Origin of the sequence: Streptomyces kunmingensis (genome assembly GCF_039533535.1) — a bacterium.
Classification (GTDB): domain Bacteria; phylum Actinomycetota; class Actinomycetes; order Streptomycetales; family Streptomycetaceae; genus Streptomyces; species Streptomyces kunmingensis.
Genome location: NZ_BAAATS010000030.1, coordinates 479,017 through 500,902, shown reverse-complemented (window position 1 = coordinate 500,902; position 21,886 = coordinate 479,017). Strand labels below are relative to the sequence as shown.

Annotated in this window: 17 protein-coding genes; 9 read left to right on the top strand and 8 right to left on the bottom strand. The window is 70.9% G+C overall.

Features of this window, described 5'->3' with window-relative positions:
- The first annotated feature begins 92 nt into the window (after positions 1-92).
- The 4 genes from ABD366_RS35615 (at position 93) to ABD366_RS35600 (ending at position 6,526) form a co-directional block, all read left to right on the top strand.
- Positions 93-1,619 (top strand): MFS transporter, encoded by a 1,527-nt coding sequence (locus tag ABD366_RS35615; RefSeq protein WP_324774131.1) that lies wholly within the window; start codon positions 93-95, stop codon positions 1,617-1,619.
- 650 nt (positions 1,620-2,269) lie between these two features.
- Complete coding sequence (locus tag ABD366_RS35610) at positions 2,270-4,069, top strand: DEAD/DEAH box helicase (RefSeq protein ID WP_324774130.1); 1,800 nt, start codon at positions 2,270-2,272, stop codon at positions 4,067-4,069.
- Between the two features lie 290 nt (positions 4,070-4,359).
- Positions 4,360-5,001 (top strand): IclR family transcriptional regulator, encoded by a 642-nt coding sequence (locus ABD366_RS35605; protein ID WP_324774129.1) that lies wholly within the window; start codon positions 4,360-4,362, stop codon positions 4,999-5,001.
- A gap of 724 nt (positions 5,002-5,725) precedes the next feature.
- On the top strand, positions 5,726-6,526 hold the full coding sequence (locus ABD366_RS35600; protein ID WP_324774128.1) for a S16 family serine protease: 801 nt from the start codon (positions 5,726-5,728) through the stop codon (positions 6,524-6,526).
- Positions 6,527-6,553: 27 nt separating this feature from the next.
- On the opposite strand, the gene ABD366_RS35595 is transcribed toward ABD366_RS35600, so the two are convergent.
- From ABD366_RS35595 to ABD366_RS35575, 5 genes are all read right to left on the bottom strand, one after another.
- Entirely contained in the window at positions 6,554-7,540 is a 987-nt protein-coding gene (locus tag ABD366_RS35595) for a glycine betaine ABC transporter substrate-binding protein (RefSeq protein WP_324774126.1), read from the bottom strand.
- Positions 7,537-8,544 (bottom strand): ABC transporter permease, encoded by a 1,008-nt coding sequence (locus ABD366_RS35590; RefSeq protein WP_411293847.1) that lies wholly within the window; start codon positions 8,542-8,544, stop codon positions 7,537-7,539. The genes ABD366_RS35595 and ABD366_RS35590 overlap by 4 nt, the downstream gene beginning before the upstream one ends.
- Complete coding sequence (locus ABD366_RS35585) at positions 8,541-9,833, bottom strand: ABC transporter ATP-binding protein (protein WP_411293846.1); 1,293 nt, start codon at positions 9,831-9,833, stop codon at positions 8,541-8,543. The genes ABD366_RS35590 and ABD366_RS35585 overlap by 4 nt, the downstream gene beginning before the upstream one ends.
- Positions 9,826-10,473, bottom strand: a complete 648-nt coding sequence (locus ABD366_RS35580; RefSeq protein ID WP_324774124.1) for an ABC transporter permease — start codon at positions 10,471-10,473, stop codon at positions 9,826-9,828. The genes ABD366_RS35585 and ABD366_RS35580 overlap by 8 nt, the downstream gene beginning before the upstream one ends.
- A gap of 85 nt (positions 10,474-10,558) precedes the next feature.
- Positions 10,559-11,029, bottom strand: coding sequence for an Lrp/AsnC family transcriptional regulator (locus ABD366_RS35575; protein ID WP_324774122.1), 471 nt, complete (start codon positions 11,027-11,029; stop codon positions 10,559-10,561).
- Positions 11,030-11,151: 122 nt separating this feature from the next.
- Between ABD366_RS35575 and hppD the strand changes: the two genes are divergently transcribed.
- Complete coding sequence (gene hppD / locus ABD366_RS35570) at positions 11,152-12,309, top strand: 4-hydroxyphenylpyruvate dioxygenase (protein ID WP_324774120.1); 1,158 nt, start codon at positions 11,152-11,154, stop codon at positions 12,307-12,309.
- 200 nt (positions 12,310-12,509) lie between these two features.
- Here hppD and ABD366_RS35565 read toward each other — a convergent pair whose 3' ends face one another.
- Positions 12,510-13,985, bottom strand: coding sequence for a tetratricopeptide repeat protein (locus tag ABD366_RS35565; RefSeq protein WP_324774118.1), 1,476 nt, complete (start codon positions 13,983-13,985; stop codon positions 12,510-12,512).
- 108 nt (positions 13,986-14,093) lie between these two features.
- Here ABD366_RS35565 and ABD366_RS35560 point away from each other — a divergent pair, with 108 nt between their 5' ends.
- Positions 14,094-15,464: an FAD-binding oxidoreductase gene (locus tag ABD366_RS35560; protein WP_324774116.1), complete on the top strand. Its 1,371-nt coding sequence runs from the start codon at positions 14,094-14,096 to the stop codon at positions 15,462-15,464.
- 16 nt (positions 15,465-15,480) lie between these two features.
- Here ABD366_RS35560 and ABD366_RS35555 read toward each other — a convergent pair whose 3' ends face one another.
- A complete protein-coding gene (locus ABD366_RS35555) occupies positions 15,481-15,960 on the bottom strand; it encodes an SsgA family sporulation/cell division regulator (RefSeq protein WP_324774114.1) in 480 nt (159 codons plus the stop codon).
- Between the two features lie 243 nt (positions 15,961-16,203).
- On the opposite strand from ABD366_RS35555, the gene ABD366_RS35550 reads away from it, so the two are divergent.
- Positions 16,204-17,856, top strand: coding sequence for an RDD family protein (locus ABD366_RS35550; RefSeq protein WP_344443128.1), 1,653 nt, complete (start codon positions 16,204-16,206; stop codon positions 17,854-17,856).
- 154 nt (positions 17,857-18,010) lie between these two features.
- Positions 18,011-18,745 carry an RDD family protein gene (locus tag ABD366_RS35545; protein ID WP_324770065.1) on the top strand — a complete coding sequence of 245 codons (735 nt, stop codon included), beginning with the start codon at positions 18,011-18,013 and terminating at the stop codon, positions 18,743-18,745.
- 69 nt (positions 18,746-18,814) lie between these two features.
- Here ABD366_RS35545 and ABD366_RS35540 read toward each other — a convergent pair whose 3' ends face one another.
- Positions 18,815-19,123 (bottom strand): hypothetical protein, encoded by a 309-nt coding sequence (locus ABD366_RS35540; protein WP_324770067.1) that lies wholly within the window; start codon positions 19,121-19,123, stop codon positions 18,815-18,817.
- A gap of 346 nt (positions 19,124-19,469) precedes the next feature.
- On the opposite strand from ABD366_RS35540, the gene ABD366_RS35535 reads away from it, so the two are divergent.
- Positions 19,470-21,860, top strand: coding sequence for an immune inhibitor A domain-containing protein (locus tag ABD366_RS35535; RefSeq protein WP_324770068.1), 2,391 nt, complete (start codon positions 19,470-19,472; stop codon positions 21,858-21,860).
- Positions 21,861-21,886 lie beyond the last annotated feature (26 nt).

The following is a 21,886-nucleotide window of genomic DNA, read 5'->3' as shown; positions in this document are numbered from 1 at the left end:
TACGCCGTTCATGATTCGGGCGGGCGCTCTCGTGAGGCGTACGACCAAGGGACCAGTGCGGTCCCGTCCTCCGACAGGGGTCAGGGTGCGCTATGCCCCTTACTCTGAAGCGCATGGCAGCCCTCGAAAACGACAGAGAGATTGATGAGAAGGACCTAGGGGTCGGGCCGGGGGTCGCTCCCGGGCCGGATCTTGCCGCGCTTGCGGAAGTCGAGGGTGTCCTCGGGCGTACCTATCGTGCGCTGAGCGTCGGCATTGTGACCGTCGTACTGCTTATTGCCTTTGAAGCGACTGCCGTCGGGACCGCGATGCCCGTCGCCGCACGGGAGTTGGACGGGGTGTCGCTGTACGCCTTCGCGTTCTCCGGGTACTTCACCACCAGCCTCTTCGGCATGGTGCTCGCCGGGCAGTGGGCCGACCGGCGGGGGCCGCTCGGGCCGCTCGCGGTCGGGATCGGCGCGTTCGCCGCGGGGCTGGTGGTGTCCGGGACCGCTGGTGGCATGTGGCTCTTCGTGGGCGGGCGGGCCGTGCAGGGGCTCGGCGGTGGGCTGGTCATCGTGGCGCTGTACGTCGTCGTCAGCCGGGCCTATCCGCAACGGTTGCGGCCCGCCATCATGGCCGCGTTCGCGGCGGGATGGGTCGTACCGTCGATCGTGGGGCCGCTGGCGGCCGGCGCCGTGACCGAGCACCTCGGGTGGCGCTGGGTGTTCCTGGGCATCCCCGTGCTCGTGCTGCTGCCGCTCGCGCTCGCGCTGCCGCAGATCCGGAGGCGGGCCGCCGGTCCCGCCCCGGGCGCCGTCGGTGAGGCCAGTGGCCGGGCCGGCGGCGGGGCCTTCGACCGGCGGCGGATCCGGCTCGCGTTCGCCATCTCTCTCGGCGCCGGGCTGCTGCAGTACGCCGCCCAGGACCTGCGGCCCCTCGCCCTGCTGCCCGGCGTCCTCGGCGTGATCCTTCTCGTGCCGTCCGTGCGCGGGCTGCTGCCCCGCGGCACGTACCGGGCCGTGCGCGGGCTGCCGTCGGTGGTGCTGCTGCGCGGGGTCGCGGCGGGGTCGTTCGTCGCCGCAGAGTCGTTCGTACCGCTGATGCTGGTCACCCAGCGGGGGCTGTCACCGACCCTCGCCGGGTCCTCGCTCGCCGCGGGCGGGGCGACCTGGGCCCTCGGCTCCTGGATCCAGTCCCGGCCCCGGCTCGACCCGTACCGCGAACGGCTCGTCGCCGGGGGCATGGTGCTCGTCGCCGCGGCCATCGCGGCCGCGCCGAGCGTGCTCATCGCCGCCGTGCCCGTGTGGGTGGTGGCCGTGGTCTGGGGCTTCGGGTGCCTCGGGATGGGGCTCGTCATCTCCTCCACCAGCGTGCTGCTGCTCCAGCTCTCCGCGCCCGAGGAGGCCGGGACGAACTCCGCGGCCCTCCAGATCTCCGACGGCCTCGCGAACGTCGTCCTGCTCGCCGCCGGCGGCGCCGCGTTCGCCGCGCTGGGCGGGGGAGCTGTGGGGCAGGGGCACGGCGTCGTCGACGGCGCGGGCGGCTCGCATCCGGCCGCCTTCGTCGCCGTGTTCCTGCCGATGGCGGGCGTCGCGTTGGCCGGGGCATGGGTGGGGACGCGGCTGCGGGAACGCTAGCGCCGGCGTCGCGGGGGAGCAGTGGGGGCGGGCGTGGTGCGTCCCGCCGGCCATCTGTGGATGTGGATGCGAATGCGGATGCGGGGGCGCGACGGGCGCGGTGGGCCGCGGGTCGGCTACGGCGGTGCCGGGCAGGCGCGGTGGGCCGCGGATCGGCTACGGCGGTGCCGGGCGGACGCGGTCGGCTACGGCGGGGCGGACGGGCGTGGTGCGTGCAGCCCGACACTCGCGGACCCGCATGTGGGTGCGGACCCGCATGTGGATGCGGAGGACCCTGCCCCCGGAGGCCTGCCCCCGGAGGCCCGGACCCGGAGGCCCGGACCCGGAAGCCCGGACCCGGAGGCCCGGAGGCCCGGACCCGGAGGCTCGGACCCGGAAGCCCGGACCCGGAGGCCCGGAGGCCCGGACCGGGAGGCTCGGACCCGGTAGTGGTCGGCCCAGCCGCGCTCCCGCCCCGCCCGCCCCCGGTGACGCACCCGCGACTCCCCGTACACGCAACGCCAGTTGATCTGTGACGCGCGTCCCACCGGACGGTCGCCCGGCCTCGTCCGACGGGTTCGTCAACTTCGTCACCGGTAGGGTGGCCCGGTTGTCATACGTAGCCGCGTACGTACGTAGCCGTGCCGTCGAATCTCGAGTAATCGGAGACCGTGACTACCACCGCCGCCACCAACTCCTCCTCCCACCACCTTTCCCCCGCCTTCCCCGGCCGCGCCCCCTGGGGCACCGCCAACAAGCTGCGTGCTTGGCAGGAAGGGGCGATGGAGAGGTACCTCCAGGAGCAGCCGCGCGACTTCCTCGCGGTCGCCACCCCGGGGGCCGGCAAGACGACCTTCGCGCTGACCCTCGCGTCGTGGCTGCTGCACCACCACGTCGTGCAGCAGGTGACCGTCGTCGCGCCGACCGAGCACCTGAAGAAGCAGTGGGCGGAGGCGGCCGCGCGCATAGGGATCAAGCTGGACCCGGAGTACAGCGCCGGTCCGCTCAGCAAGGAGTACCAGGGCGTCGCCGTGACGTACGCGGGTGTCGGCGTACGGCCGATGCTGCACCGCAACCGCAGCGAGCAGCGGAAGACGCTGGTCATTCTCGACGAGATTCACCACGCCGGTGACAGCAAATCGTGGGGCGAGGCCTGCCTGGAGGCGTTCGAGCCGGCCACGCGGCGGCTCGCGCTCACCGGTACGCCGTTCAGGTCCGACACCAATCCCATTCCCTTTGTGCAATATGAGGAAGGGAATGATGGGATTCGGCGGTCCTCCGCCGATTACACGTACGGGTATGGAAGCGCGCTCGGCGACGGTGTTGTGCGGCCCGTTATTTTCCTTTCCTACAGCGGCAATATGCGGTGGCGGACCAAGGCCGGTGACGAGATCGCCGCGCGGCTCGGCGAACCCATGACCAAGGACGCCGTCAGCCAGGCCTGGCGCACCGCTCTCGACCCGCGCGGCGAGTGGATGCCGAGCGTGCTGCGCGCCGCCGACGCCCGGCTCACCGAAGTCAGGAAGGGCATCCCGGACGCGGGCGCCCTCGTCATCGCCTCCGACCAGGAATCGGCGCGCGCGTACGCGAAGCTGATCCGGGAGATCACGGGCAGTAAGGCGACCCTCGTACTCTCCGACGACACCGGCGCCTCGAAGCGGATCGACGATTTCGCGGCGAGCGAGGACCGGTGGATGGTCGCCGTGCGCATGGTGTCGGAAGGTGTCGACGTGCCGCGGCTCGCGGTCGGGGTGTACGCGACCACCATTTCGACGCCGCTGTTCTTCGCTCAGGCCGTCGGGCGTTTTGTGCGCTCCCGGCGGCGCGGCGAGACCGCGTCCGTGTTCCTGCCCACCGTTCCCGACCTGCTCGGCTTCGCCAACGAGATGGAGGTCGAGCGCGACCACGTGCTCGACAAGCCGAAGAAGGAAGGGGAGGAGGACCCCTACGCCGAGTCCGAGAAGGAGATGGACGAGGCGAACAAGGAGCAGGACGAGGACACCGGCGAGCAGGAACAGTTCTCGTTCGAGGCGCTGGAGTCCGAGGCTGTTTTCGACCGGGTGCTCTACGACGGTGCCGAGTTCGGGATGCAGGCCCATCCGGGGAGCGAGGAAGAGCAGGATTACCTCGGGATTCCCGGACTTCTCGAACCCGATCAGGTGCAGTTGCTGCTCCAGAAGCGGCAGGCACGGCAGATCGCCCACAGCCGTAAGAAGCCCGACTCCGACGCCGATCTCCTCGAGCTGCCCGCCGAGCGGCGGCCCGTCGTCTCCCACAAGGAGATGATGGAGCTGAGGAAACAGCTCAATACACTCGTCGGCGCCTACGTTCACCAGAGCGGCAAGCCGCACGGCGTCCTCCACACCGAACTGCGGCGGGTGTGCGGGGGGCCGCCGAGCGCCGAGGCGACCGCGGGGCAGCTGCGGCAGCGCATCGAAAAGGTCAAGGAGTGGGCTACCCGCATGAAGTGACATGGGTACCAAGTGCGGGCAATCACCAATAACTCAGGCCACGGGCTGACCGGATTCTGGACGGAGTCTTCCGCTCAGCGGGACGACCTCGCTACATTCCCGGCAACGAACACGCCCCGTGGCAGCGCCGCCGCGGAGCGCAGCCGGTACGCACGAACACAGTCGTATGCAGCCGTATGCGGCCCAGCGCCTGATCACCGACCGGCGGCTCTGACGCGCGTCGCCCAAGGGACAGGTGGCGCAACCGCCGCGTAGAGACCGCCGACCCTCACTAATAAGGAGTGGGCGTCGTGACCGCGGAGACCTCCCAGACGCTCGACCGGGGACTGCGCGTCCTCAAACTGCTCGCCGACACCGACCACGGGCTGACCGTGACCGAGCTCTCCAACAAGCTCGGCGTCAACCGCACGGTCGTCTACCGACTGCTCGCCACGCTTGAGCAGCATGCGCTCGTACGCCGTGACCTGGGTGGCCGTGCCCGGGTCGGGCTCGGGGTGCTGCGGCTCGGCCGGCAGGTGCATCCGCTGGTGCGCGAGGCCGCGCTGCCCGCGTTGCGCTCGCTGGCCGAGGACATCGGGGCGACGGCGCATCTGACGCTGGTCGACGGGTCGGAGGCGCTGGCCGTGGCCGTCGTCGAACCGACCTGGACCGATTACCACGTGGCGTACCGGACCGGGTTCCGGCATCCGCTCGACAAGGGGGCCGCGGGGCGGGCCATTCTCGCCTCCCGGCGGGGGGTGCTGCCCGAGCCCGGGTACACGCTCACGCATGGCGAGCTCGAGGCCGGGGCGAGTGGGGCTGCGGCTCCTCTGCTCGGGGTGAGCGGGCTCGAGGGGAGCGTGGGTGTGGTGATGCTGGCCGATGCGGTTCCTGAGCGGGTGGGGCCTCGGGTTATGGATGCGGCTCGGGAGGTCGCCGACGCGTTGCGCTAGCCGCTGGGGGGATGGGAATGGGTGGGGCTGGGTTTGGGTGCCTGGGGTTGGCCGCGTCCCGTGGGGTCGGGTGATTGGGTGGGCGCGGCGCCGTCGTGGCTGGTCGCGCAGTTCCCCGCGCCCCTTCAGGGTCCGGCTTCGCCGTGGGGGTTCTGAGCGTCGCGGAGAGCGGCTTGCGTCGTGGTTGCTCGCGCAGTTCCCCGCGCCCCCGGAGCGTGCGGCTTCGCCGCAGCTCCATGGGGCGCGGTCCTGAGACGGCGCACGTAGTGCGCCTTTCAGGGGCGCGGGGAACTGCGCGAGAAGCCCCACCGGCCCGCAGCCGCGAGACAACCCATCCCGGCACACGCCGCCGCCAGCACGAAGCGCCCCCGGTGCACGCGGTCGCCGCGCGCGAAGCGCACCCGGTACATGCCGCCGCCGCGCGCGAAGCGCAACCGGCGCACACGCCGCCGCCAGCACGAAGCGCCCCCGGTGCACGCGGTCGCCGCGCGCGAAGCGCACCCGGTACATGCCGCCGCCGCGAGCGAAGCGCAACCGGCGCACACGCCGCCGCCAGCACGAAGCGCCCCCGGTACACGCGGTCGCCGCGCGCGAAGCGCACCCCGGTACATGCCGCCGCCCCGCGCGAAGCGCAACCGGCCCACACGTCGCCGCCAGCGCGAAGCGGATCGGCGCGGACGTGGCCGCCCCCCGGGTACAACCCCCGCCGCGTTAGATTGGCCCCGTGCTCAACCGTCTCAGCCGTCGCGCTGCCCTCGCCCTCTGCGCGCTTCCGGTGATCGCGCTGCTCGCGGTCGCGGGGTTCGCCCCGTTGCCGTTCTCGGTGGCGCAGCCGGGGCCCACCACGAACGTGCTCGGTGACGACGACGGGAAGCCCGTCATCGAGGTCACCGGCGCTCCCACCAGGGACACCAGCGGGCAGCTCCGCGCGGTGACCATCGTGGCGACGGGGCCCGAGGCGCCCGTACATCTCGGCGACGTACTCGACGGCTGGTTCGCGGAGGACCGGGCGGTCATGCCGCGCGACTCCGTCTACCCGTCGGGGAACTCCACCAAGGAGATCGAGGCGCACAACAAGAAGGAGATGAAGGGCTCCCAGGACGCCGCCACCGAGGCCGCTCTCGCCTACTTGAACGACGAGGGACGGACCACGGACAAGGTCCGGGTCTCCCTTCAGCTCGGGGACGTCGGCGGCCCCAGCGCGGGCCTGCTCTTCTCGCTGGGCATCATCGACCTGCTCGACGGCGACGGCAGCGGCGGTGAGCTGACCGGCGGGAAGTCGATCGCGGGCACCGGCACCATCGACGACGACGGCAAGGTCGGCGCTGTCGGCGGGGTCTCGCTCAAGGTGCAGGCCGCCGACCGTGACGGCGCCACCGTCTTCCTCGTACCGAAGGCGGAGTGCGCGGACGCGAAGGCGTCGGCGCCGAAGTCGATGCGGCTGATCCCGGTGAGCACGCTCCGGGGAACGGTGACCGCTCTGACGGACCTGGAGAAGGACTCCGGTTCCGTACCCTCCTGCTGAGCGCCACCCGAAGCCCCGCCCGGCGCCTCACTCCTTGACGAAGCCCTCCCGCACCAGCCAGTCCTTCGCGACGTCGTGCGGGTCCTGCCCGTCGACGTCCACCTTCGCGTTGAGTTCCTGTGCGACGGTGTTGTCGAGCTTCTTCGTGATGGGGTCCAGGACCTTCGCCATCTGCGGATACTTCTCCAGCGACTTCGTGTTGATCTCGGGCGCCGCGTTGTAGTTGGGGAAGAAGCGCCGGTCGTCCGCCATGACCTTCAGGTTCATCGCCTTGATGCGGCCGTCGGTCGTGTACACCTCGCCGTACGTGCAACTGCCCTTGGCGGCCTGCGTGTAGATGATGCCGCTGTCCATCTGCGTGATCTTCCCGGCCGCGATCTTCATCCCGTACGCCTTCTCCATACCGGGCAGCCCGTCCGCGCGGTTGGCGAACTCGCTCTCCACGCACAGGGTGACGGCGCCCGGGTCCGACTTGGACAGGGCGGCGACGTCGGAGAGCGACTTGGTGCCGTACTTCTTGAAGTTGGCCTTGTTCATGGCCAGTGCGTAGGTGTTGTTCAGCGCGGACGGCGCCAGCCAGGTGATGCCGTTCTTCCGGTCGGCGTCGCGCACCGCCTGCCACTGCTTGTGCGGGTCGGGGATCGGTTCGGAGTTGCCGAGGTACGTGATCCAGGCCGTGCCCGTGTACTCGTACATGGCGTCCGCGTCACCGGACTTGATGGCTTCTCGAGCGCCGACGGAACCCTGGATCCCGGTCCGGTCCAGGACGTCCGCACCGGCCGCCTTGAACGCGATGCCCATCATCGCGCCGAGGATCAGCTGCTCGGTGAACTCCTTCGACGCGACGGTGATGCTCGCGCCCTTCAGCGGCTCGCCCCGCCCGACCGTGCCGGGCCGTACGTCGTCGACCAGAGGGCTGCCGCTGGTCAGCCCGCACCCGGCGAGCAGTGCGAGCCCGCAGGCGAAGGCCGCCGCCGAGCGTGTCCGGTACCTCGCGAACCCCGCGTACCTCATGAGCGCACCTCCAGCCCGCGCGGCCGCAACAGGAGTTCGGCGAGCGAGGCCAGCCAGTCGACGAGCAGCGCGAGGGCGATGGTCAGGATGGAGCCGAGCATCAGGACCGGCATGCGCTGATTGGTGATCCCGGTGGTGATCAGGACGCCGAGGCCGCCGCCACCGCCGAACGTGGCGAGGGTGGCGGTGCCGACGTTGAGGACGAGCGCGGTCCGTACGCCGGCGAGGATCAGCGGGACGGCGAGGGGGAGTTCGACCTTCCGCAGTACGCCCATCGGTGACATGCCGATGCCGCGCGCGGCCTCCAGGAGTGTCGGGTCGTTGGCCTTCAGCCCCGCGATCGTGTTGGAGAGCACGGGCAGGATCGCGTAGATGATGATGCCGATCAGGGCGGTCTTCTGGCCGATGCCCAGCCAGATGACGAGCAGCGCGAGGAGACCGATCGCGGGTGTCGCCTGCCCCATGTTGGCGAGGGTGAGGGCGAACGGGGTCGCTTTGCGGAACGCCTTGCGGGTCAGCAGGATGCCCAGCGGGATCGCGATGATCAGCACGAAGAACGTCGAGATCACCGTCAGGGTGATGTGCTGGCGCAGCGCCTTCCACACCTGCCCGCCGGAGATGGCGTTCTCGGAGATCGAGTCGAGGTCGGCGCTGCGGAACCAGAGCCAGGTCACCAGCAGCAGCACCACCAGCACGACCGGCAGGAGCGTCGCCTTCTGCCAGGTGATGCGGCGCTCCTGCCGGGCGGCGGACCGTGACGGAGGCACTTCCGTCTCGCCCCCGCCCTCGTCGCGGAACGCGAGCCCTTTGACCTCGTGCTCACCCTCGGGCCGACCGCCATCACGCCTGCCATCGGTCCGGCCGCCGTCGCGCCTGCCCTCGGGCCGGCCGCCATCACGCCTACTCTCGCCCCGGCCGCCGCCGTGCCGTCCATCGGGCCGGTCACCTCTACGCTCTCCGTCGGGCCCGTCGGGTCCGTCGTCCCGCCTCAGGGGAGTGCTCACGCCTTCGCCCCTCCGTCGCCGGTCCCCGCGCCCTCCTGCTCCGCTTGCGTCTGCTGGGCCCGGTGCTCCTCCAGGTCGTGCTGGTGCTCGGCCGCTTCGAGCCGGTCGGCCTCGAGGAGTTCGTGCACGGAGTTCATCAGGGTCTCCATGTCGACGACGCCCTCGTACTCGCCGCGCCGGCCGGTGACCGCGACGCGGCCCGCGTTGTCGGTGAGGACCGCCTCGAGCGCGTCGCGCAGGGTCGCGTCGTAGGTGACGGTGTCGTGGACCAGGGTGCCCGCGCGGGCCAGCGAACCCTTGGCGCGCATCAGGTCGCCGCGGCGCAGCCACTTGTAGGGGCGGCGGCGCCGGTCGAGCAGCAGGAGCTCGTTCGTGCCGCCGGCCCGCAGCTTGTCGAAGATGTCCTGAAGCGGGTCGTCGACGCTCACCGTCGGATAGTCGGTGACCTCGACGTCGCGTACGCGGGTGAGGTTGAGCCGTTTGAGCGCGGCGCCGGCGCCCACGAAGCCGGAGACGAAATCGTCGGCGGGGTTGGTGAGGATGGCTTCCGGGGTGTCGAACTGGGCGATGTGAGAGCGCTCGCGGAGCACCGCGATCCGGTCGCCGAGCTTGATGGCCTCGTCGAAGTCGTGCGTGACGAAGACGATCGTCTTGTGCAGCTCGTGCTGGAGCCGGATCAGCTCGTCCTGGAGGTGGTCGCGGGTGATCGGGTCGACGGCGCCGAACGGCTCGTCCATCAGCAGCACGGGCGGATCGGCGGCCAGCGCCCGTGCCACGCCGACGCGCTGCTGCTGACCGCCGGAGAGCTGGCGCGGGTAGCGGTGGTGGAACTCGCCGGGGTCGAGCCCGACCAGGTCCAGCATCTCCTCGACCCGCGACCTGATCCTCGACTTCGGCCAGCCGACCATCTTCGGCACGAGGGCGATGTTCTGCGCGACCGTCATGTGCGGGAAGAGGCCCGAGGACTGGATCGCGTAGCCGACCTTGCGGCGCAGCTTCACCGGGTCCATGTCGGTGACGTCCTCGCCGTTGATGCGGATGCGGCCGCCTGTCGGCTCGATCAGCCGGTTGATCATCTTCAGGGTCGTCGACTTCCCGCAGCCCGACGGGCCGACGAAGACGATCAGCTCGCCCGCCTTGATCTCCATGTTGACGCTGTCCACGGCCGGGTCGGACGAGCCCGGATAGCGCTTGGTGAGGTTCTCCAGCTCGATGGTGGCGCCTGTGGTGCGCTCGTCCACGGGGACGGGCCCCGGCTCGGGCGTGGGCCTCGTGGTGGTCTCAGACACGGATCCCCCTCGGAATGGTCAGCCGTCCGATGACGACGTACGCGGCGTCGAAGAGCAGGGCGAGAATGATGATGCCGAGGGTGCCCGCGAGCACCTGGTTGAGCGCGTTGGCGCTGCCCAGCGAGGCGATGCCGCGGAAGATCTCGTTGCCGAGGCCGGGCCCCGAGGCGTACGCGGCGATGGCGGCGATCCCCATCAGCATCTGCGTGGAGACTCGGATCCCGGTCAGGATCGGCGGCCAGGCCAGCGGCAGCTCCACCCGGAACAGGCGGGCGGCGCGCGACATCCCGATGCCCTTCGCCGCGTCGATCAGGGTGGGGTCGACGCCGCGCAGGCCCACGATCGCGTTGCGCACGATCGGCAGCAGCCCGTACAGGGTCAGGGAGATCACGGTCGGTGCGACGCCGAGCCCGACCAGCGGGATCAGCAGGCCGATCATGGCGAGGGAGGGGATGGTGAGGATGGTCGAGGTGGCGGTGGTCGCCAGGTTTCCGGCCCAGTCGCTGCGGTAGGTGACGACGGCGATGACGATGCCGATGAGGGTGGCGACGACCATGCACTGGAAGACGGCGCTGGCGTGCTGGTAGGAGTCGGCGAGCAGTTGCTGGTGCCGGTTGACCAGGTAGTCCCAGAAGTTCATCGCACCTCGCTGCCGACGTGAGCTACCTGCCGGGCGTGAGCGCCCCACCGGCCCGGGGCCGGCGTCAGGTGCCGAATGTCAGACGTCAGGTGTCTCCCGACGCCTGTTCCACCAGCGGGATGATCCGCAGCGGAACCGGATTTTCCATGACGATCGCCGTGGAGGCCCGGACGATGCCATCAAAACCGACAACCAGGTCGATCACACGTTGAAGATCGGCGTTCGAGCGGGCCACGAGACGGCACAGCATGTCGCCGCCGCCGGTCGTCGTGTGCAGTTCCAGGACCTCGGGGACACCGGCCAAATGGGCTCTGACGTCGGCTCCTTGGCCCTGCCGGATCTGCAGCGTCGCGAACGCCGTGACCGGGTAGCCGAGCGCCGCCGGGTCCACCTGAGGGCCGAAGCCGCGGATGACTCCGTTCGAGGTAAGCCGGTCGAGACGGGCCTGCACGGTGCCGCGCGCGACCCCGAGCCGCCGCGACATCTCCAGGACTCCTATGCGCGGCTCGCGGGCCAGGAGCAGGATCAGCCGCCCGTCCAGATGATCGATCGGCATGCACGCCTCCGGGGTGGTCATCCTGTGCAATCAGTCTGCCGGAACCGGCGGGTCACTGATCAGATTGTCCAGCGGATACGCGAACTGTTGCGCACCTTGTGGAACGGCGGGAGCCTCCCCACATGACGCAGACCACACACTCGTCCTCGCAGAGCGCCCCTGACACCGCCCGGCAGGCAGACCCCTTCCCGGTCAAGGGGATGGACGCGGTCGTCTTCGCCGTGGGCAACGCCAAGCAGGCCGCGCACTACTACTCCACCGCCTTCGGCATGAAGCTCGTCGCCTACTCCGGACCGGAGAACGGCAGCCGCGAGACCGCCTCGTACGTCCTGACCAACGGCTCCGCCCGTTTCGTGTTCACCTCCGTCATCAAGGCGTCCACCGAGTGGGGCCACTTCCTCGCCGACCATGTCGCCGCCCACGGTGACGGCGTCGTCGACCTCGCCATCGAGGTGCCGGACGCGCGCGCCGCCTACGCCTACGCCGTAGAGCACGGCGCCCGGGGCGTCCAGGAGCCGTACGAGGTGAAGGACGAGCACGGCACCGTCGTCCTCGCGGCCATCGCGACGTACGGCAAGACCCGCCACACCCTGGTCGAACGCTCCGGATACGACGGCCCGTACCTGCCTGGCTTCGTGACCGCGGACCCGATCGTCGAGCCGCCCGCCAAGCGCACCTTCCAGGCCATCGACCACTGCGTCGGCAACGTCGAACTCGGCAAGATGAACGAGTGGGTCGCCTTCTACAACAAGGTCATGGGCTTCACGAACATGAAGGAGTTCGTGGGCGACGACATCGCGACCGAGTACAGCGCGCTGATGTCGAAGGTCGTCGCGGACGGCACGCTGAAGGTCAAGTTCCCGATCAACGAGCCCGCCGTCGCCAAGAAGAAGTCCCAGATCGACGAGTACCTGGAGTTCTACGGCGGCGCCGGCGTCCAGCACATCGCGCTCGCCACGAACGACATCGTCGCCTCCGTACGGGCCATGCGCGCGGCCGGCGTCCAGTTCCTCTCCACCCCCGACTCGTACTACGACACGCTCGGCGAGTGGGCGGGCGAGACCCGCGTGCCCGTCGAGACCCTGCGCGAACTGAAGATCCTCGTCGACCGCGACGAGGACGGATACCTCCTGCAGATCTTCACCAAGCCGGTCCAGGACAAGCCGACCGTCTTCTTCGAGATGATCGAACGGCACGGCTCCATGGGCTTCGGAAAGGGCAACTTCAAGGCCCTCTTCGAGGCGATCGAGCGGGAGCAGGAGAAGCGCGGAAACCTGTAGGCGAGCGGCCTGGCGGGGTTGTTCGCGCAGTTCCCCGCGCCCCATGGGGCTGCGGCGAAGCCGCATGCTCCAGGGGCGCGGGGAACTGCGCGAGAAGCCCCACCGGGCCCGCAGCCGACCACGCACCCAAAAACGCGGGGAACTGCGCGCTCAACCCCCGCCGGGTCGCAGCGTCACGTGTCGCTTCGGCGGGTCCGGGGTCACATCTGGGCGGGGCCGCCGGGCACTGGCTCTCCGAGTGCGGCCAGTTCCCTCCGAGCCCGTGGAGCGAACAGCGGGGAGAACGTCGGGTTGATACGCAGCGCCTCACCGAGATGCCGCCGCGCCGCCCCGGTGAGACCGAGCGCCCGCTCGACCTCACCCCGGTGATACATGATCAGGGCGCTGCGCAGAGACCCGCCCTTCGCCCGGTCCGTGGCCCGCCGCAAGAGCCCGATCGCCTCCGCGTCGTCCCCGGCCCGATGCAACGCCCAGCCGAGCGCGTCCGCGGCCTGGACACCCGGCGCCCGCCTCCACTCCGCCCGCAGCCGCGCCACCGCCGCCGCCGGGTCACCATGATCCGCCTCGTACCGGCCGAGCACGAGCGCGTCGTCCACTCCGTGCGCCCCCTGCGCGGCGGCCTGGGCCCGCAGCACGCCGTACTGGGCGCGGGCCGCCGCGTTCAGGGGCAGGGACTCGTACAACTCCCCGAGTTCCAAGGCGTACTCGGGCGCGGGCCGCTTGGCGAGAGCCCGCTCGTAGGCCCGTACCGCCTCCGACGTACGGCCGAGCGAGGCGAAGGCCCGGGCCTGACCCGCGAGCGCGGCGGGGTACTGCGGATCCGCGGCGAGCGCCGCGTCGAAGTGGCGCAGGGCGTCCGCCGCGTCGCCGCGCTCCCAGGCCAGTTCTCCGCTCCGGTGCAGCAGCGCCGCCCGTTCGGTGGGTGTTCCGGCGCGGGCCGCCGCGTCGCTGAGTACCGCAGCCGCGTCCTCCCGCCGGCCCCGGTCCCGGTACACGGCCGCGGTCCGCAGTGTCACCGCCGTGCCCGTCGCGAGCGTGGACAGCTTGTCCAGGGTCCGCCCGGCGGCCTTGTAGTCGCCGACGCCCTGGTAGGCGTCGACCAGTGCGGCGTACGCCGGCCAGCGGTCCGGCGCCAGTTTCACCGCGACCTCGCCCCACTTCCGGGCGCCGTGCCAGTCGCCCCGCGCGGCGGCAAGCGCGGCGAGTCCGTCGAGGGCCGCCACGTTCCCGTGCGGCCGCGCCCGGAGCGAACTGCGCAGTGCCTGCTCGGCCCTGGGGTAGTACGCCGAGTCGGCCGTGCGCGTACCGCGCTCCACGTAGGCGGCCCCGAGCGCCGCCCACGTCCGGTCGGACCCGGGGTTCTTGCGCAGCTCGGCCTCCCGCTCGCCGATCAGCGCGGTCAGGTCGGGCAGGGAGGCGGGCGCCCCGGCCGCGGCCGCGATCCCCGCCCGTCCGGCGGGCCCCGGCAGCGCGGGCGGCGCCGCCGGTCCGTCATCGTCCGGCCGCAGGACGAGCACCCCGCCGAGGAGCACGCACCCGGCGACGGACGAGATGACCGCGCGCCGCAGCTTGGGGGAGAGGCGGCGGCGCCTCGGCGCGGTGAAGGCGGGCGGCACACCGGGCCCCAGCGCACTCTCCGGGAAATCCGGCTCCGGGGAATCCATGGAGGTCCTCATGGCGCACACTGTGCGTCAATACGAAGAGCACATCCGTGCGCCATCCCGGCACGGGACCGACCCCGCAGACGGGTTCACACCGATGGCCCCGAGTGCCAGGCTGTGATCATGAGCCGCACCCTCATCGAACTGCTGGGCGACGAGCTGCCCGCCGAGGCGCTCGTCACCGATCCCGACGTCACAGCCTCCTACGCCCACGACATGGCGAGCTTCTGCGACGCGGGCACCCCGGCCGTCGTCGTCCTGCCCCGCACCGTCGAACAGGTCCAGCACGTCATGCGCACCGCCACCGCGCTGCGCGTTCCCGTCGTCCCCCAGGGCGCCCGCACCGGCCTGTCGGGCGGCGCCAACGCCACCGACGGCTGCGTCGTGCTCTCCCTCGTCAAGATGGACCGCATCCTGGAGATCAACCCGGTCGACCGGATCGCCGTCGTCGAACCGGGCGTCATCAACGCCACCCTCTCGCGCGCTGTCAACGAGAAGGGCCTGTACTACCCGCCCGACCCGTCGAGCTGGGAGATGTGCACCATCGGCGGCAACATCGGCACGGCCTCCGGCGGCCTGTGCTGCGTCAAGTACGGCGTCACCGCGGAGTACGTGCTCGGGCTCGACGTCGTCCTCGCCGACGGCCGCCTGCTGTCCACCGGCCGGCGCACGGCGAAGGGCGTCGCCGGCTACGACCTCACCCGCCTCTTCGTCGGCTCGGAGGGCAGCCTCGGCGTCGTCGTACGGGCGACGCTCGCGCTGAAACCGCAGCCGCCGCAGCAGCTCGTCCTGGCCGCCGAGTTCGCGTCCGCCGCCGCGGCCTGCGACGCCGTCTGCAAGATCATGGAGGGCGGCCACGTCCCCTCGCTCCTCGAGCTGATGGACCGGACGACCGTCAAGGCCGTCAACGACATGGCGCACATGGGCCTCCCCGAGACCACCGAGGCACTCCTCCTCGCCGCGTTCGACACCCCCGACCCGGCCCAGGACCTCGCCGCTGTCGGCGCCCTGTGCGAGGCCGCGGGCGCCACCCAGGTCGTGCCCGCCGAGGACGCCGCCGAGTCCGAACTGCTGCTCCAGGCGCGGCGGTTGTCCCTCACCGCCCTCGAAGCGGTCAAGGGCACCACGATGATCGACGATGTGTGCGTGCCCCGCTCCAGGCTCGGTGAACTCCTCGAAGGCGTCGAGCGCATCGCCGACAAGTACGCCCTCACCATCGGCGTCTGCGCCCACGCCGGCGACGGCAACACCCACCCCACCGTCTGCTTCGACGCCCAGGACGCCGACGAGGGCCGCCGCGCCCGCGAGTCCTTCGACGAGATCATGGCGCTCGGCCTGGAGCTCGGCGGCACCATCACCGGCGAGCACGGCGTCGGCGTCCTGAAGAAGGAGTGGCTGGCGCGCGAGCTCGGCCCGGTGGGTGTCGACGTACAGCGGGCGGTCAAGGCGACCTTCGACCCGCTGGGCCTGCTCAACCCCGGAAAACTGTTCTGAAGACCGCTGCCGGGGGTCACCGCTCGTCGGACGACGACGACTCGTCCGACGGCCACGGGTCGCGCAGGTAGAGGTCGTCGGCCGGGGTGGTGGCCAGCAGCTCGGCGAGGCCGTCGTCGATGCCGAGCTGCTCGGCCTCAGAGCCCGGAGGGACCACCCGCAGCGTCCGCTCCAGCCAGGCCGAGACCGGCACGGTCGGCGCTTCGAGCAGCGCGTCGCCGTCCGGTGAACTCAGCGCCATCAGGACGACACTGCGCCCGTCCGTCTTCGTCGGCCAGACCCGCACGTCCCCGTGCCCGCACGGCCGGAACACCCCCTCCACGAGCAGCTCGCGCGCGAACGTCCAGTGGACCGGGTGCTCCGAGCCGAGATGGAACGTGACGTGGACGGCGTACGGATCGTCGGTCCGGTAGGTCAGGCGGGCCGGTACGGGGATGCTCCGCTCCGGCGACAGCACCAGTTTCAACTCGAGTTCGCGTTCCACCACGGTGTGCATGACGTGCGCTTCCTTTCCTCTGTACGGGTCCCGGGAGCGGGCCCGTACAGGGAGAGAGCGCGATGTCCGGGCAGCATTACGCGAGTTCGCCGAAGTTTTTTCGCGGACTTGCGAAGCCGCCCATCTCGTCCGGCGTGTTGCCCGGAAAGTGGGGCGTACCGGCGGACCGGCGCGGGCGGGGGCGGCCGTCTGATAGATGTGGAGGCCACAACAAGACCCCCGAGCAGATACGGGACGACGGACATGAGCGCCCCAACCCCGGCCCCCGGTGACGACAGGCCCCGCGAAGGCTACTACCCCGACCCGTCCATTCCCGGATATGTCCGGTACTGGAACGGTGCCGCCTGGGTCCCCGGTACCAGCCGCCCCGCCCCGTCCGAGGGCGAGACCCTGCCGACCCCGGCCGGTTCGGCGCCCGCGACGCCGGCGCCCGCCTCCGCGGAGGAGACCGGACCGGTCTTCCTCGACGAGGAACCTTCCGTACGTACGGAGACGGGCCCCGACGAGCCGGTCTCGCCCGAGCCCGCCTCCGCCTGGGCCGCCGACACCGCCCACCAGACCGGCTTCGGCGGCGAGCAGGACCGCCGGGTCTCCTGGGGCGCGGACGCCTCCGGCGGTGACGCGGAGGAGCGCCCCGACGCCCCGGCCGCCGCCGCGCCCGAGGCGCCCGCCGCCCCCGAGCGCACGGACGGCACCGTCGCGATCCGCGCCGTGCGGCCCGGCGCCGGCACGTCCCCGCGCGCCGACGGCACGATGACGATCAGAGCCGTACCGCAGCAGGGCACCGCGCAGGGCACCGCTCAGCAGAGCGAACCGCAGCAGCCGCCCAGCCCGGCCCAGACCCCATCCCTGGCGCAGACCCCGGCCCAGACCCCCTCGCGAGCCCAGCCCCCGGCCCAGCAGCAGGGACCGGCACAGGCACAGCCCCCCGTTCAGCAGCAAGGGCCCGCACAGGCACAGCCCCCCGTTCAGCAGCAAGGGCCCGCGCAGGCACAGGCCCCGGCTCAACAGCAGAGGCCGGTACAGGCACAGGCACAAGCCCCGGCCCAGCCGCGGCCCGCGCCCAGCGCCCCCGCCCCGAACCAGCCCGGGTACGGGTACCCCCAACCCGCCGCGCAGCCGACGCCGGCCCCGGCACCCACCACAGCACCGAACCCGAGCCGGCCCGGATACGGATATCCGCAACCGGCCCAGCCCGCCCAGCCCGCGTACGGCTACCCCCAGTCCGCGCAACCCGCGACGCCCGCCGTGTCCACGCCCGTCACCCAGGGCCCCGGCGGCGGTTCGCCGTCCTGGGCGCAGCAGGTGCACCAGCTGGCGTCACCGCAGCAGGCCGCGGAGCCGGAGGGCCCGGTCACCCCGTTCAAGCCGGTGGCCGAGGACCCGTTCCTCGCCGCCGCGCAGGCGCAGGCCTCGGCGCGTCCGGCGGGCCTCGGCAAGAGGTTCGTGGCACGGCTCATCGACACGCTCGTCCTGGGCGCCGTCACCGCGGCGGTCGCCGTGCCGCTCGGCACCCGCGCGTTCGACCACATCGACGGCAAGATCGACGCGGCGAAGGCCTCGGGCCGGCAGGTCACGGTCTGGCTGCTCGACGGCACGACGGCGACGTACCTCGGCATCGTGCTCGCCGTGCTGCTCCTCTTCGGTGTCCTCTACGAGGCGCTGCCGACCGCCAAGTGGGGCCACACACTGGGCAAGAAGCTCATGGGCCTGAGCGTGCGGGAGATCGAGGGCAGCGACTCCCCGACGTTCGGCGCGGCCCTGCGCCGCTGGCTCGCCTACGCCGTGCTCCTCGTACTCGGCATCGGCGTCCTCGGCGTCCTGTGGGGCGCGATCGACCGCCCGTGGCGCCAGTGCCTGCACGACAAGGTGGCACGCACGTTCGTCGCGGGCTGACGGCACCGAGGACGGAACGGAACAGGGACGGGGCGGGGACGGAACGGGCACGGGGCGGGGCCCCGGCCGGATCATGGCCGGATGGCGCCGTCCCGGTCATCCGGACGGCGGCCCGCCGGGTGCGTGGTGACGGTGTTCGCGGTCCACTCGGGCCATGAGTACCGAACCGCCGCCCAACGGATCCGGCCGACCGCCGGACGACGACCCGTTCCGCAAGCCGCCCCCGGCCTCCCCGGGCGGCGGCTCCCCGTACGACGGTCCGCAGAACCCCCAGGGCTCCCCGGGCCAGAACCCGTACGACTCCCCGCAGAACCCCTACGGTTCGGCGCCCCCGCCGGGCGGCGGCACCCCGCCCCCCTACGGCGGCGGCACGCCCCCTCCGTACGGCGGTGACCCGTACGGACCCGGGGGTGGTTACGGCGGTCAGGACCCGCTGGCCGGGATGCCTCCGCTGGCCGACAGCGGCAAGCGCGTCCTGGCCCGCATCATCGACCTGGTCCTGGTCGGGATCGTCGTGGGCCTGCTGTCCTGGGCGTTCGGGACCTCCGAGTACGAGACCGACCCCGACAAGATCCAGTACGGCAGGCAGTTCGGGCAGTCGCTGCTCGCGGCCGTGCTCTACGTCGGCTACGACACGATCATGATGGCGAAGACCGGCCAGACACTCGGCAAGAAGCTGCTGAAGCTGCGCGTCGCGAACCTCGACAACGGGGCGACGCCCAGCGTCCAGGCCAATCTGATGCGCGCGCTCGTGCTGTGGATTCCCGCCGTGTTCTGCTGCGCCTGCATTTGGACGGCGATCTGCGGCGGCTGGAGCTTCTTCGACAAGCCGTACAAGCAGGGCCTGCACGACAAGGCCGCGAAGACGGTGGTGGTCAGCAGCGCCTGACCGAGCACGGCGCAGCTACAGCTACAGCTACAGCCGCAGCGAACATGGCTGCATCGGCGGGTCCGTGTCTCACGGGCCCGCCGGCTCGCGTTCCCGCACCCTGCGCGCCTTGCTCGCGTGTGCCGGGGTCCGGACGCCCTGCGCGGGCACCCGCTTCGCCGCTTCTCCGTCCGCGTGAGCCTGATCGTCCGCCTCCGCGGCCGTCGGTTTGCGTACGGGTACCCACAGCGCCACGAGGAGCCCCAGGCAGAGGGCCGACACGGCGATCACGCCCACTCCCGGGCCCGAACTCGTCTGTGACAGCAGCAGCATGGCGAGGGTGGAGAAGACGACGGTGGCGGCACCGTAGAGGAGCTGGGCGACAGTCGGGCGAGGCATGGCGGTATCCGTCCTCGTGACATCGGGGGAGCGCGAGAAGGGCGAACCGGTGGATCGCACCGTGGGCCCGAACTCTAATCCGACGTGTGCCCGAGTGGAACCGCCAGTAAGCATGACCTAACCCACAGTGCAGGTGCATGGGGGGCGCACGGAGTCACCCGGTCCAAATCGTGGACAGCCGGCGCGCCGTCGCGAATAGGGGCGCTTGTCCGGATTCCGGATCCGCCCCCCTGCATAGTGCAACGGAAACGTCACAGTCAAGGACTGTTATTTCTCCTCTACCTCCGGTCAAATGGCGTCACTTGTGACACGTGGCGATTGCGCCACGGAAGAGGGGACCACTCAAGTGACCACCAAGAGACGGGCGTTGAGATCCGCCGCCGTGCTCGTGACCCTGGCCGCCACCGCGGCCACCGGTTCCATAGCGGCGACGACCGCCCAGGCCGACACTCCGGCCGCGACGAGCACGACCTCCGGCAAGACGTACGGGGGCAAGGGCCATGTCATGGACGGCCCGTTCACCAAGCAGCAGGAGCAGCAGCGCCAGACGGCCCTGCAGAACGTCCTCCAGGGCAGGTCGAAGGTCCAGGAGAGGCACGGCTCCAAGGTCGTCGACCTCGGCAAGGGCAAGTACGTCGAACTGGGCCGCGAGCGCACGGACAAGATCTTCACGATCCTGACCGAGTTCGGCGACAAGGTCGACGACACCACGCTGGTGGACCGCGCGGACGACAACACCCCGGACCTGAAGCCGAAGTACGGCGGCACGCCGGGCCCGCTGCACAACCAGATAGCCGAGCCGGACCGCTCCACGAACAACAGCACGGCCTGGAAGAAGGATTACGACTCCCAGCACTACCAGGACCTGTACTTCGGTTCCGGCAAGGGTGTCGACTCCCTCAAGACGTACTACGAGAAGACGTCCTCGGGCCGGTACTCGGTCGACGGCGAGGTCTCGGACTGGGTCAAGGTCCCCTGGAACGAAGCCCGTTACGGCTCCAACTACTGCGGCGCCGACAACTGCCCGAACGTCGAGGACCTGGTCCGTGACGGCGTCACCGCGTGGGTCGAGCAGCAGAAGGCGGCCGGCAAGTCGGACGCCGACATCAAGGCCGACCTCGCCCAGTACGACCAGTGGGACCGTACGGACCACGACAACGACGGCAACTTCAACGAGCCCGACGGCTACATCGACCACTTCCAGATCGTCCACGCGGGCGAGGACGGGTCGGCCGGCGGCGGCGCGCAGGGCGGCGACTCCCTGTGGGCGCACCGCGGTTACGCGTACAGCCGCGACGACGGCGACACGGGCCCGTCCGGCTTCAAGGCGGGCGGCACCCCGGTCGGTGACACCGGCATCTGGGTCGGCGACTACACGATGCAGCCGGAGAACGGCGGCCTGGGCGTCTTCGCCCACGAGTACGCCCACGACCTGGGCCTGCCCGACCTGTACGACACCTCGAACGCGGCCGAGAACTCGGTCGGTTTCTGGTCGCTGATGTCGGCCGGCTCCTGGCTCGGCACCGGCAAGGACTCCATCGGTGACCTGCCGGGCGACATGACCGCCTGGGACAAGCTCCAGCTGGGCTGGCTCAACTACGACAAGGCGAAGGCGGCGACGAAGTCGACGCACAAGCTGGGTGTCGCGGAGTACAACACCAAGCTCAAGCAGGCGCTCGTCGTCGAACTGCCCGAGAAGAACGTCACGACCGACATCGTGCAGCCCGCGCAGGGCTCCAAGCAGTGGTGGTCGGACTACGGCGACGACCTCGACAACACCCTGGCCCGGCCCGTCGATCTGACCGGCAAGGCGAAGGCGTCGCTCGAGCTCGACGGCTGGTGGAACATCGAGAAGGACTACGACTACCTGTACACGCAGGTCTCCACCGACGGCGGCGCGAGCTGGAAGACGATCGACGGCACCGCCGACGGCGTCACCATCCCGCGCGACGGCGGCGACAAGCCCGCCCTGACCGGTGACTCCACCAAGTTCCAGCACCTCGTCTTCCCGCTCGACGAGTACGCGGGCACCAAGATCGACGTCCGGTTCCGCTACAAGACGGACGGCGGCGCGGGCGGCCTCGGCTTCACCGCCGACAACCTCTCGGTGCAGGCGGACGGTTCGGCGATCTTCTCTGACGACGCCGAGGGCGACGACAACGGCTGGACCGCGCGCGGCTTCTCCCGCGTCGGCGCCTCCATCAGCGGCGACTTCCCGCAGTTCTACATCGCCGAGAACCGCCAGTACGTGTCGTACGACAAGACCCTCAAGGTCGGCCCGTACAACTTCGGCTGGCGCGACGGCGGCGCGAAGAACGACTGGGTCGAGCACTACCAGTACCGCCCCGGCCTGATGGTCTGGCAGTGGGACACCTCGCAGCGCAACAACAACGTGGGCCAGCACCCCGGCAAGGGGCTGATCCTTCCGATCGACGCGCACGCCAAGCCGCTGAAGTGGTCCGACGGCAAGCTGATCACGAACAAGATCACGCCGTACGACGCTGCCTTCGGCTGGTACCCGGTGCCGGGCATGAAGCTCCACAAGCTGGGCGCCGAGACGAAGATCCCGGCCCAGCTCGGCGTCCCGGTCTTCGACGACCACAAGGGCACCTACTGGTACAAGGAGAACCCGACGGGCAGTGTCCAGACAACTGACACCAACACCCGGATCTCGATTCTGAGCCAGCCGCTCGACGGCTCCTCGATGACGATCAAGGTCGGCCCCTCGGCGAAGTAGTCGATAGAACCGCAGGTCAGAAACGT